Origin of the sequence: Daejeonella sp., assembly GCF_030684675.1 — a bacterium.
GTDB lineage: Bacteria > Bacteroidota > Bacteroidia > Sphingobacteriales > Sphingobacteriaceae > Daejeonella.
The window spans coordinates 43,563-55,589 of record NZ_JAUXXZ010000080.1; the positions used below are offsets into that span (position 1 = coordinate 43,563).

General features: G+C 38.4%; 11 protein-coding genes. 8 read left to right on the forward strand and 3 right to left on the reverse strand.

The genetic code is table 11. The features are described from left to right. Positions 1-456 precede the first annotated feature (456 nt). Positions 457-2,853 carry a hypothetical protein gene (locus Q8M41_RS17055; RefSeq protein ID WP_305366510.1) on the forward strand — a complete coding sequence of 799 codons (2,397 nt, stop codon included), beginning with the start codon at positions 457-459 and terminating at the stop codon, positions 2,851-2,853. A 414-nt stretch (positions 2,854-3,267) separates the two neighbouring features. Next, complete coding sequence (locus tag Q8M41_RS17060) at positions 3,268-5,460, forward strand: DUF5916 domain-containing protein (RefSeq protein ID WP_305366511.1); 2,193 nt, start codon at positions 3,268-3,270, stop codon at positions 5,458-5,460. Positions 5,461-5,739: 279 nt separating this feature from the next. Here Q8M41_RS17060 and Q8M41_RS17065 read toward each other — a convergent pair whose 3' ends face one another. The 3 genes from Q8M41_RS17065 to Q8M41_RS17075 form a co-directional block, all read right to left on the reverse strand. Then, positions 5,740-6,582 (reverse strand): GNAT family N-acetyltransferase, encoded by an 843-nt coding sequence (locus Q8M41_RS17065; RefSeq protein ID WP_305366512.1) that lies wholly within the window; start codon positions 6,580-6,582, stop codon positions 5,740-5,742. Between the two features lie 104 nt (positions 6,583-6,686). Continuing rightward, the gene (locus Q8M41_RS17070) at positions 6,687-6,962 is read right to left on the reverse strand and encodes a hypothetical protein (protein ID WP_305366513.1); all 276 of its coding nucleotides are present in this window, start codon (positions 6,960-6,962) and stop codon (positions 6,687-6,689) included. Further along, positions 6,959-7,558, reverse strand: a complete 600-nt coding sequence (locus Q8M41_RS17075) for a sigma-70 family RNA polymerase sigma factor (protein ID WP_305366514.1) — start codon at positions 7,556-7,558, stop codon at positions 6,959-6,961. Before Q8M41_RS17075 ends, Q8M41_RS17070 begins: the two co-directional genes overlap by 4 nt. 184 nt (positions 7,559-7,742) lie before the next feature. On the opposite strand from Q8M41_RS17075, the gene Q8M41_RS17080 reads away from it, so the two are divergent. The 6 genes from Q8M41_RS17080 to Q8M41_RS17105 are packed head-to-tail and all read left to right on the forward strand — an operon-like array spanning position 7,743 to position 11,820. Then, positions 7,743-8,159: a DM13 domain-containing protein gene (locus Q8M41_RS17080; RefSeq protein ID WP_305366515.1), complete on the forward strand. Its 417-nt coding sequence runs from the start codon at positions 7,743-7,745 to the stop codon at positions 8,157-8,159. 30 nt (positions 8,160-8,189) lie between these two features. Then, a complete protein-coding gene (locus Q8M41_RS17085; RefSeq protein ID WP_305366516.1) occupies positions 8,190-8,648 on the forward strand; it encodes a YHS domain-containing (seleno)protein in 459 nt (152 codons plus the stop codon). 20 nt (positions 8,649-8,668) lie between these two features. Beyond that, positions 8,669-9,112: a YHS domain-containing (seleno)protein gene (locus tag Q8M41_RS17090; RefSeq protein WP_305366517.1), complete on the forward strand. Its 444-nt coding sequence runs from the start codon at positions 8,669-8,671 to the stop codon at positions 9,110-9,112. A 25-nt stretch (positions 9,113-9,137) separates the two neighbouring features. Beyond that, on the forward strand, positions 9,138-9,530 hold the full coding sequence (locus Q8M41_RS17095; RefSeq protein WP_305366518.1) for a DoxX family protein: 393 nt from the start codon (positions 9,138-9,140) through the stop codon (positions 9,528-9,530). A 5-nt stretch (positions 9,531-9,535) separates the two neighbouring features. After that, positions 9,536-10,042, forward strand: a complete 507-nt coding sequence (locus Q8M41_RS17100; protein WP_305366519.1) for a hypothetical protein — start codon at positions 9,536-9,538, stop codon at positions 10,040-10,042. Then, the gene (locus Q8M41_RS17105; RefSeq protein ID WP_305366520.1) at positions 10,030-11,820 is read left to right on the forward strand and encodes an NRDE family protein; all 1,791 of its coding nucleotides are present in this window, start codon (positions 10,030-10,032) and stop codon (positions 11,818-11,820) included. Before Q8M41_RS17100 ends, Q8M41_RS17105 begins: the two co-directional genes overlap by 13 nt. Positions 11,821-12,027 lie beyond the last annotated feature (207 nt).

Consider the following 12,027-nt stretch of genomic DNA (forward strand, 5'->3'; position numbering starts at 1 on the left):
TTTGGAATGAATATTCCAAATAAAGGTGAAATAATATCTGAGGGAGAAAGGATTGCTTCTTCGTATCTGCCCGTCCGGTCAGGCGGGCCTCCCTGCCTACCGGCAGGCAGGCTCGCAATGATAGTTATGCGTGCTTGTCATTGCGAGCGCAGCGCGGCAATCTCAAAACTAATAATACTAAATGTCATAAGATTGCTTCGTCGTGCCTCCTCGCAATGACAAATCCTCTCCAATTTCTATTTAGAGTTCAATTTTTTTCTCGCAAAGACGCTAAGACGCAAATGTGTTCCAACTATATTAAGATTCGTTTTTGGGTCGTATGCTTTGCGTCTCTGCGTCTTTGCGAGACCATTTTTGGAATACCTTAACAAAAGAGATTCGCAGGAAGGATTAGTTCCTTTCTAAAAAATAACTTAATTTAATTTCTTGAATCAACCCGGAACCATATTTATTTTTATGATTTTTTCTAAACTAAGAGTAGTCAAAAATATCATCCTACTCAGCGGCTTAATCTGTCTGTCGCAATACTCCCTTGCACAAGTGTCATTCACAGCAGGTGAATTGAAAATGACCCTTAACAAACAAGGATCGGTCACAGAATTATCCAATTCATCAACGGGTAAAAATTATAGTTATACTGATACCCTTTCTTCACTGATTACTTTGGTAAGCAAGGATATCCGCTACCAGGCCAGTTCAATGAAGTATGATCAGATTCAGAAAAAAATCACCCTTGGTTTTAAGGAAGCGGGAGTAAGTATTGATGTCAGGGCAATAAGTAAAGCCAGCCACCTGGTTCTGGAAATTATCAGGGCAGTACCAGAGAGTAAAATCGATGCCATCATCTGGGGACCATTCCCCAACACAATAGGTAAAACTATAGGTGAGATCATAGGTGTGGTACGCGACGGCGAAGTTTCCCTTGGCATACAGGTTTTAAACATTAAAACACTTGGTGGTGATTATCCCAGCAAGGAAGGCAGCACCTGGGCAAGGGGTATTGCAGCAGTTCCATCAAAATGGGGAAGCAAACTACAAGCCTATTCAATTAACCGAGATCGCGAGCGTTTGGTGGATGCCTGGGGTAGACTTTATAAAGACATGCCTGTTAAAGCATTAAAAAGCGAAACAGTTGTTGGAAGTAAAATCGCAGTTTTTTCATGTAAAGAACCTCAAACCTTCGACCGGCTGGAGCAGATTGAGATCGCCGAAAACCTGCCGCATCCCACCATCAAAGGAATTTGGTTTAAAAAGTCTAATCTGTATGGCAAATCTTATATGATCTCCTCCTATGGAGAAAAAGATATTGATGAGATGATTGGGTATACCAAACGCGCCGGACTGGTTTCCCTGTATCATGAAGGACCGTTCAAAAGCTGGGGTAATTTTGTGTTAAATCCGGAGCAATTCCCGAATGGAAAAGAGGGTTTAAAAAACTGTGTGGACAAAGCGCATGCCGCAGGTTTGTATTTGGGCATGCATACCCTAACCAATTTCATCAATACCAATGACCCTTACGTAACACCTGTCCCCGATAACAGGCTTAGTTTTACAGGAGTTTCCACACTAAACAGAAATATAGATGCTGATCAAAATACCATCGAGGTAATATCGCCTGAGTATTTTAATGATGAAAAAGGAAATAACCTGCATACCATAAAAATAGGATCTGAGTTGATCCGCTATAAATCGGTAAGTAGTACTGCCCCTTATCTGTTATTAGATTGCCAGCGAGGTGCATTTGGCACAACAAAATCTGACCATCAGGCCGGAGATCAGGTTGGAAAATTATTCGATCATTCCTATAATGTGTTCTTCCCAAATCTGGATATGCAAAGAGAAGTTGCGAAGAACATAGTCGATTTAATGAATGAAACCGGTGTGGATCATCTTGATCTGGATGGGCATGAAGGTGCTCTTGCATCCGGACAGGGTGATTATGCGCTTGAGCTCTTTGCCAAAGATGTTTATGATCAGGTAAAACATGATTTTTTAATCGGTACCAGTCTGAGTAAAACCTTTTACTGGCATATCGGATCATATTATAATTGGGGTGAGCCTTGGTACGGCGGCTTTAAAGAAAGTATGCAACAGTATCGAATTGATAATCAGGGTTTATTTGACCGGAATTATATGCCGCATATGCTGGGATGGTATCTTTTGGCAGAAAACACCACACTTACAGAGATGGAATGGATGTTATCAAGAGCAGCAGGATATAATGCAGGATTTGCGATGGTTGCAAGGCCTGCGGCATTGAGAAAAAACACCCAGACTAATCAATTGCTCGATGCGATACGTGAATGGGAATTAGCCAGGAATGGTAATGCCTTTAGTAAAGCGCAGCAGGAGGTGCTAAAAAACCCTAAGAATGAATTCCATCTCGAAAAGCGGGCAGAAGGAAAATGGACATTACATCAGTATGCCATGTCGCCGGTTTTTACCAGAGAGAAATTTGAACGTCAGCCGGGTGAACCCACTAATACCACCTGGAATTTGCAATATAAATGGAAGGAGCAGCCTTTACAATTCAGGATGCAGATCACAGGCGAAAAGGGCAGCGTAAAAAATATTAAAATGCAAATCGACAATTATAAGGAACTTCTATTCCCTGTTGCATTAGCTGCAGGTGAAAGCCTGGTTTCGGATGGTACAGAAATAATCCGTCTTTACGATAAAAATGGAAAACCAAAAGGCAACTTTAAATTGCAAACCAATCCGCCAAAAATTTCAGCAGGATCGCATGTCATCTTAATTGATTCTGAGTACCCTGAAGATGATAGTCCTAAAATTGAAGTACAATTTAAGGGGCTGGATAAAATGGAGGATGTTGAGGTTTCTGAAAAACTTTAATTTATTAATATCCGAGGACTTTCCAGCGATTACGAAAATTGATTTTTCATTACAACAGTCAAGTCGTAACTTCTATCGACTATCAGAAGTATTAAACTCATCGGATGACTTGAAGTCATCCGATGAGTTTAACTGCAGAGTTCACAGCGATTACAAAAATTGATTTATCAGTGCTATATTGAATGGCTGTTGTACAGTTTAGCATCGCTGGTGCGTCAGCAGAGCAAAAACCATACAATAGTTCAAGCTGTTGTTATTAAAAATCAATTTTTTAAAGTGATGGAAACTCTAAATAGGGATCGCAAGGCTGCTTTTTGGATTAAATGAATATAAGACTAAATTAGCGCCATCATAAAACAAAATTCTATTTCAGACATGACCCTTCAGTGTAAATCTCCATGGATAATATCAATAATGTTGATTTTTTCATTTTATGTTGAAGCTCAGGAAAACCGAACCCAAACACAAGTTACAAACCGACCTGTAATTCAAGCCAAATTATCTAATGAAGACCCTGTTGTAGACGGTAAAATAATAGGCGATTCATTTTGGGAAAGCATAGAACCCATTGGTGGTTTAACACAAATCAAACCTAATATCGGGGCTCCTGCTTCCGAAAAGACAGTAATAAGGATTGCTTATACAGATAAAATGTTTTATGTGGCAGCTATTTGTTACGATAGTAATCCGAAGTCAATAGTTGTTTCTGACTCAAGAAGAGATGCTGATCTGACAGATGACGATAGTTTTCTATTTATCCTCGACACCTATAATGATACTCAAAATGGTTTTTTATTCGGAACCAACGCAGATGGCATGGAATACGATGCTCAAATTGACAATGAAGGCAAGGGCAGTAATAATACTAATCGCCAGCAAGGAGGTGTGATTGGTGGTATAAACTTAAACTGGGATGCAGACTGGGATGTCAAGACTCATATTGGAGATTACGGGTGGAGTGCAGAGTTTGCTATTCCACTGCGTTCTTTGAGATTTACAGCAGGTGAAAACCTGGTTTGGGGTATCAATTTTGAGAGGAACATTAGCAAAACTACTGAAACTGCTTACTGGGCAACAATTCCAATAGGGTTTGATCTGAAAAGATTATCCATGTCAGGTAAATTGAACGGATTAAACCTCAAAAATCCTGGCAATTTCAAAATATTTCCATACGCACTTACTCAGGTAGTTAACAATAAGTCTGTAGTGCCTGATAAAACTGATACAAATTTTGAGGCCGGAATGGATTTGAAATATAGTCTAACGCCTAGTCTGACAGTTGACTTAACCTACAACACCGATTTTGCCCAAGTTGAAGTAGATGATGAGCAAGTTAATTTGGATCGATTCAACTTATTTTTTCCGGAAAAGAGGCCATTTTTCCTGGAAAATGCAGGTCAATTTACAGTGGGCAGTCCGGGCGAAATAGATTTATTTTTTAGTCGTAAGATTGGAATTAGTGAAAATGGGAATATTATACCTATCACAGGTGGAGGACGGGTTTCAGGTAAAATAGGGCAAACAAATGTGGGATTACTAAGCATGTTTACAGACGATGTCCAAAGCCTGGGCATAGATAAGAATAGTTATAACATGGCCAGAGTAAATCACGATTTTCCAAAAAACAGATCTTCCATTGGAGCGGCATTTATAAATAGAACAGGACTGGGAGAACGAAATGATGATTATAATCACGTCATGGCGGTAGATGGGAAATGGGGTCTGGGCCAAAAGGCACAAATCACCGGATTTTTAGCTAAAAGTGCAACTCCTGGAATTACTGATTCTGATCATTCATATAAACTTCAGTTCAGTTATAATTGGGAAAGATGGGAGCTTAGAGCAGCTTATACTGAACTGGGTGAAGGATTCAACCCGGAAGTTGGTTTTCTTCAAAGGAGTGCTTTCAGAAAGCCTGAATTTTTTGTCCAGCATAGGTGGCGACCAGATAATTTGTTGAATTTATTAGAACTCAGGCCTCATATCTCCTTCAGACAATATGCCGATTTTAAAGGAAATTTAGTTACAGGATACCTCCATATTGACAATCATTGGGTTTGGAAAAGTGGCCTGGAAATACATACCGGAATAAATTATACAACAGAAGGTGTTTTACAAGATTTTAATTTATCAGGGGTCTTAGTGCCAAAATCAACATACAAGCATAATGAAATGCAAGTGGTCCTGATAACAAATCAAAACAAAGCAGTTTCATTAAATGCCCGAACTATCATAGGAGGATATTTTGGAGGAGATCGGATAGCAACGACAGCCACTGTAAAAGCCAGAGTTGGAGATAAATTGAATTCATCTGTCATTGTAAATCACAATATACTAAATCTGCCAAATGGGGAATTGAAAGCTATTGTACTTGGGAATCGTTTGGCTTACTCATTTACCCCACGTATGTTTGTTCAAAGTTTAGTTCAATATAACAACAGATCAAGAATTACTTCTGTAAATGCAAGATTTGGCTGGCTTCAAAATGCAAATAATGGTTTGTTTGTCGTAGTCAATATCGTAAAAGATAAAGATTTGCTTGATCTGTTAGATACCCGGAGCCTGACATTGAAATACACTCGTAGCTTTGATTTATTAAGTTTATAACTATTCTTGCCAGCGCATCTGTCCGAGTTTCCAGTGATTACTAAAATTGATTTTTTAGCACAACATTAATTGTTAAACTCATCTGATGACTCCAAGTCATCTGATGAGTTACACCAAGTCATCCGATGAGTTTAATAGCTGTTGTACAGTTTAGCGTAGCGGCTCTACGGATTTTCAATGATGAGGAGTCTCCTGACTCCTCTAGTACATCGTTGGCGCGTGATTCCCAATTTTCTCTCCAGTCCCCATTTTATTGCCTCTCTAAAACAGAGATCCCACCTACCCAAACTCCGGCCCAATAATAGCAAATTGATTCTCCGGGACGCCCTTAAAACGATTAGTCCCCCGAAACATCCTAATAAAATTACGTTGCTCTGTAAAACCGATCTCTCTCAGCCAGGCTATCCATCCGGACTCAAAATGCAAAACATCCAAAATAACAGGAGACCCTGCACATTTACTCAAGGCAGCAATTACAAGATGCTTAGCAATGCTGGTGTTTTCTGCTATAATTGGCCCGATATGTATAAAATCATGTCCGTACCTCCCCATAGAATATCCCTTAATTTCATTTCCATCTTCAATCAAAAAGGATAATTGAGGTGCTTTCTCCCACATCCATTGCAACAAAGTTGAACGATTTGCACCAAAGATATTGCTGTCAAATTCGATCAAATTGGGCAAATCTTCCTTAAGAATTGGTCTGGCAGTTGTAGGATTAAACAGATTTTCTACAACAATCATATTCATCCTACTCAAACGATACTCATCAACAAAATTCAATTTCAGGTAGACCTCCCGACCCTGAGTTGTAGCATCCAGTTTCACAGTTTCTTCAGTCTGCAAAATCTGAAGGGCTTGCTGCAGTAACTTTTGTCCAATCCCCTGCCGCCGAAAATCAGGGTCAACTAATACCATGCCTATCCAACTAAAAGAATATCCATATCTGATAGTAGTAACCGTTCCCACAATTTGATCCTGAAAAGTGGCAACCATACAAGCTCCGGGACTATGCTGTAAAAATATCTGCCAATCCGCTTCCAATTGATTCCACTTGGCTTTGCGACAGAGCTTTATGCCATCTGGGATATCAACCGCTGTCATTGTACGATACTTAATCATGCCTTATATTATTCGAAGAGATTCTGAATAGAAAGTAATTGATCTAATTTATTGATAATTTTCAGGCAAGGGATATTGATTTAAGATCTCAAGAAGAATTACATTCACTTTTGATTTAATTCAGATTCAATACGCTTTTCTAAGTTTTGCTTAAAATTATTATCCAGCTTAGGGAGATCCTCCTCTTCAGTAAAAAAATGCTTTTTCACCATTTTATCAATCAGCAAACTTTGTTGTTGGAATAATTGACAAACAGAACATCCAGCCAAATGAAACTTGAGTTCGTACTGTTGCTTTATTGTAATCCCGGATAAGTTCTGTTTTTCAATCAGGAAAGTTGCCTTCCGGCAATTGTATGCGATCGCATTTAGTGTGCTCATAACCAATTTTTTTGAAGACAAGCCCTAAGGCTAAGCTTTGTCCGGTGAATAATGACCCAGAAGTTCGCTGAACTAAGCCGGAGCTCTGCAAGAATTACTTCTGTTTTTTCTTCGTCCATATGTTTCATAACAAATACCGATGCCCACAGGGCTGGCAGTTTATTCATGCAACTTTGTAAAACCCTGTTAAACTCTTTGTCCTGCAGAGGGTCCTGCACTTTTCCGAATGGCTTTGGTGTATATTCATTTTTCCAATGGCCATCAGCACTTTCAAAATATTCATCTTCAATTGCTTCCACATTAGAAATCGCCTTAATATTGGCTAAACCTGAAGATTCCTTACGATAAATATCAATAATCTTGTACTTTAAAATTGCTGTTAACCAGGTACGTTCTGAACTTTTCCCGGAAAAACCTGCTAGTCCTTTTAGACCTGCCAAAAAGGTCTCCTGAACCAAATCCTTTGCCAAATCCTGATCGTTAATACGCACAATCGCATATTTAAAAAGATAATCTGCATGTACCTCAACCCATTTCTTGGGATCTAAAGTCACTGAACCATCTATTTTGCCTTCAAATCTATATTCAGCAGACATAGAAAAAATTGAAGTCGAATAAATTAATCATAATTATAGTTTGTCGAATAAATTTCTAAAGCCTTACAAGTTATTCAAAAAAATCATTCCATCATTTTAAGCTATTCTCAGGAATGGAAATAAAAGAAAATAATCTGTAAGGTTTGTGTAAAAGTCCCGACAAAATCATAAAAACCAAATGAATATGAAACGTAATCTGGCTCTGCTCCTCTTGCTTGCTTTGATCGCATGTAAAAAAGAAAATACACCAAATCTCAGTCTGGATGAAAAAGTAGACAAAACCATGTCGATGGAAAAAGCTAAAGGAAATTTTTCTAATGGCCCTTACGGGACTGCCTCTGGCCAGGCAAAGATCTATACGGTAGGCTCTGGTTCACAACTAGCACTCGAAAATTTCTCATCCAGCAATGGGCCTGACCTTAAGGTGTACCTCAGTAAGGAAAAAGATCCTGTCAACTTCATCAATTTAGGTGATCTTAAAGCTACAGGCGGAAACCAACTCTATGACATTCCCAATAATATAAAAACTCCCGATTATAAATATGCACTGATATACTGCAAACGATTCAGCCACCTTTTTGGTTTTGCTGAAATTAACTAAGAATTAAACCCTGTAATTAAAATAAAGCAAATGAAAACCTTAGTCTCCATCTTTCTTATTTTCCTGTTCATCAACACAAGCTCAGCACAAAATGCTCAGCGTGTTAAAAATTTCAACATAGATAAAACTACGCTGGCAATTGAAGGATATGACCCTGTAGCCTATTTTACTTTAAAAAAAGGAGTTGAGGGTAAAAAGGAAATTAGTCTGGTCAGAGAAGGCATTATTTATCAATTTTCATCCATTCAGAACCGGGAATTATTTAAAATTAATCCCTCAAAATATGAGCCTCAGTTTGGAGGTTGGTGTGCCTATGCAATGGGCGAAAATGGCGAAAAAGTATCTGTAGATCCCCAAACTTTTAAAGTACTTGACGGTAAACTCTATCTGTTTTACAACAAATTTTTTAACAACACTTTAAAAGAATGGAACAAAAATGAAAATGCGCTCAGGCAGAAAGCTGAGATTAATTGGACAAAATTCAAATAAATCAATTCAAAACACAAAACATGAAAAAAATACTGACCATCGCCGCCATGCTATTGCTGATTATATCGGTTGCAAAAGCCCAAAAATCTGAAATCTTTATCACTGATGGCAAAGCCATCAAAGGCTATGACCCTGTAGCTTTTTTTAAGGAATCTAAGCCTGTAAAAGGATCCAACAATATTTCATTCCAATATAAAGATGCAACCTGGCTGTTCTCTTCCCCTGAAAATTTGGAGAGTTTTAAGAAAACGCCAGAAAAATATGCTCCACAATATGGTGGCTATTGTGCCTATGGGACAGCTGATGGACATAAGGCACCAACTCAAACTGATACATGGACTGTAGTGAATGGAAAACTTTATTTTAACTACAATACAAAAGTTAAAGAAAATTGGGACAAGCAGCAGGCTGCACTTATTGAAAAGGCAAATGCACAATGGCCATTAATTAAAGATAAACCATAAAATTCATAATTAATCAAGTTAAAAAATGACAACAAAACAGAAAAATATTGGCCTTTGGTTAGTAAAACTAATCACGGCAGTTATCCTGTTACAAACACTTTTTTTTAAGTTTTCAGCTGCCCCTGTTTCCGTTTATATTTTCAGCGAACTGGGTATGGAACCCTGGGGACGGATTGGTACTGGTATATTGGAATTAATTGCATCAGTATTACTTCTCCTTCCGGGAAAAACACTCTATGGAGCTATCCTTGGGCTTGGCCTTATGAGCGGAGCAATATTTTTTCATCTTACAAAACTGGGAATTGAGGTGCAAAATGATTCAGGCAAGTTATTTCTGCTGGCATTAATTGTAACTATGCTTTGTGTTTTTCTTATTGGTACAGAGCGAAAAAAACTTATGGCATTAATTAAAAGATAATCAGGATGATAAACCAGCTTGAGCATTCCATCAGACACTTGCTTACCCAGCTTGAGAATGCAGTTTCGGAATTGTCTGACCAGCAATTTTGCACACCAATACCGCTACTTGGCAATTCCACAATTGGCCAGCATATCAGGCATATACTTGAATTCTATGTCGAATTGAATAATGGTTACAAAAGTGGCCTGATTGATTATAACGGGCGTAAAAGAGATCATAATCTACAGACCTGCAGGAAATCGGCAGTTCATAAAATTCAGGAAATCGGCAATATCATTATGCTGGAGAACAAAGAATTAAATGTCACAGTGGAATTTGATTCTAATGATGAAATCAAACAAGAATTACCAAGCAATTATTTCAGAGAATTGATGTACAATATTGAACATACGGTACATCATATGGCATTGATAAGGGTGGGCATATCTCTTTGCTCAGGCATCTCGCTACCCGAAGATTTTGGCCTTGCTGCATCTACAATTAAGTATAAAAAAGCGTGTGCACAGTAAGCTACATACCTACAGCTGATGGCATCATCATTACCTCAAACCGTGATGAAAACCTTTCACGTGCTTGTGTATTTCCTCCATCCACCGAGAATTTCGGAAAATATCAATTGTTTTTCCCAAAAGATCCCGAAAGTGCCGGAAGCTGGATAGTTATTAAGAATAGTGGTGAAGTAGCAGTATTACTCAACGGCGCATTTGAAAATCACATTAAGCTTAAGTCATACCGAAAAAGTAGAGGACTGATACTATTGGATATTATGCGTGTGAAATCTCCGGAACAAGCTTTTGATAAGATAAATTTATCTGAAATCGAAAATTTTACACTGCTTTTATATAAAAACAGGCGACTGTTGGAATACAGGTGGGATGGATTTCAAAAACATAAAGAATCCAAAAATGCTGATATACCACATATTTGGTCATCGGTCACCCTTTATCCCCATCCCGTAAGGGAACAAAGGGAGCTATGGTTTAGCTCCTGGCTGAAAAATGAATCAGATATTGATCAGCAAAAAATTATTCAGTTCCATCACTCTGCCGGCCATGAAGATGAAGAAAATGGCTTAGTAATGAAGCGCGACAACAACATTTCCACCATTTCTATTAGCTCAGTCAAAATTAATTCAACTGAAATAATAATGAGTCATGAAGACCTTAAACAGGATAGCATCAAGCAAACCGGCCTTCAAATATTACCAGAAAAAACAAGTCATTCGATAGTTGAAAGATGGAAAACAGCTCTTAGGATTATTGCGATTAAGATTTTTAACTGGGAATTCTGGCCAATGCATGTTATCTATGCACCCATGTACTTTTATTGGGTCTATCTAAGCGCAAGGGCGGGATCATTATTCTTCTTTAGTGCTGCAAATCCTGGCAGAAGAAACGCAGGCTTTGCGATGGAAAAGAAGAGTGACAGTTATACACATCTTCCACAACAATGCTATCCCAAAACAATTCTTTGTCAGCAGGATACTTCTGCAGCAAAACTGAAAATGATGTTGGCGGATAAAACAATCGGTTTCCCATTAATTGCAAAGCCGGATATGGGGGAACGAGGGGCAGGGGTAAAATTGATCAAAACTCTTGAGGAACTGGTTGATTACAGTAAATTGTGCAGCACCGGGTTTCTGGTACAGGACTTCATTGACTATCCCAATGAAGTGGGAATCTTCTATTATCGGTTTCCGGGATCCGAAAATGGACACATAAGCGGAATTGTAGGAAAGGAGTTTCTTACTTTAACTGGTGATGGAATATCCACTATGGAAAGCCTCATTAAAAATAAGAGCCGATGCCTTTTGCAATTGAAAACGCTGAGAGAGCTCTATGGGAATCGGCTTGAAGAAATACTTCCGTCCGGCAAAGAAAAGGTTTTAATGCCTTATGGCAATCACTGCAGAGGAGCAAAATTTATCGACCTGAGTTTCATGATCAGCGAGAAACTGACAAGTTCCATTGATAGAATCTGCAAGCAAGTACCGGAATTCTATTTTGGCCGGCTCGATATAAAATTCAACACCTGGAAGGATCTTGAAAATGGTGAAAAATTTTCAATTATAGAACTGAATGGGGCAGCCAGCGAGCCAACCCATATGTATGATCCGAAACATTCTATCTTCTTTGCCTGGAAAGAGATAAAAAGACACTGGTATTTACTGTATAAAATCAGCAGAAAAAATGCAGAAAGAAATGCAGTCCCATTAATGAATACCAAAGAAGGCATGAAAATGCTAAGAGATCATAGCAAACATATCAGAGGACTTTCCTCAATATAATTTCATGAATCTTCACCTAAGCAGTACTACCTAGTGACATGTCACAAGTACTTTGGCTTATCGCTTAATAGCCCGGGGCTTTAGTGGCTGTTGCACAACTGAGATATTTAAAAATAAATTTATCTATGTCATTGATTATTAATATCTTAATGCATGCAAGGCAAAAAAGGCTATCAGGAAAAGTTGTTTATCACTTTTCGACTATCT

Excerpts from the sequence above, each read along its gene's own strand:
- Q8M41_RS17055 (WP_305366510.1), top strand. The coding sequence starts at position 457 with ATGATTTTTTCTAAACTAAGAGTAGTCAAAAATATCATCCTACTCAGC.
- Q8M41_RS17060 (WP_305366511.1), top strand. The coding sequence starts at position 3,268 with ATGTTGATTTTTTCATTTTATGTTGAAGCTCAGGAAAACCGAACCCAA.
- Q8M41_RS17065 (WP_305366512.1), bottom strand. The coding sequence starts at position 6,582 with ATGATTAAGTATCGTACAATGACAGCGGTTGATATCCCAGATGGCATA.
- Q8M41_RS17070 (WP_305366513.1), bottom strand. The coding sequence starts at position 6,962 with ATGAGCACACTAAATGCGATCGCATACAATTGCCGGAAGGCAACTTTC.
- Q8M41_RS17075 (WP_305366514.1), bottom strand. The coding sequence starts at position 7,558 with ATGTCTGCTGAATATAGATTTGAAGGCAAAATAGATGGTTCAGTGACT.
- Q8M41_RS17080 (WP_305366515.1), top strand. The coding sequence starts at position 7,743 with ATGAAACGTAATCTGGCTCTGCTCCTCTTGCTTGCTTTGATCGCATGT.
- Q8M41_RS17085 (WP_305366516.1), top strand. The coding sequence starts at position 8,190 with ATGAAAACCTTAGTCTCCATCTTTCTTATTTTCCTGTTCATCAACACA.
- Q8M41_RS17090 (WP_305366517.1), top strand. The coding sequence starts at position 8,669 with ATGAAAAAAATACTGACCATCGCCGCCATGCTATTGCTGATTATATCG.
- Q8M41_RS17095 (WP_305366518.1), top strand. The coding sequence starts at position 9,138 with ATGACAACAAAACAGAAAAATATTGGCCTTTGGTTAGTAAAACTAATC.
- Q8M41_RS17100 (WP_305366519.1), top strand. The coding sequence starts at position 9,536 with ATGATAAACCAGCTTGAGCATTCCATCAGACACTTGCTTACCCAGCTT.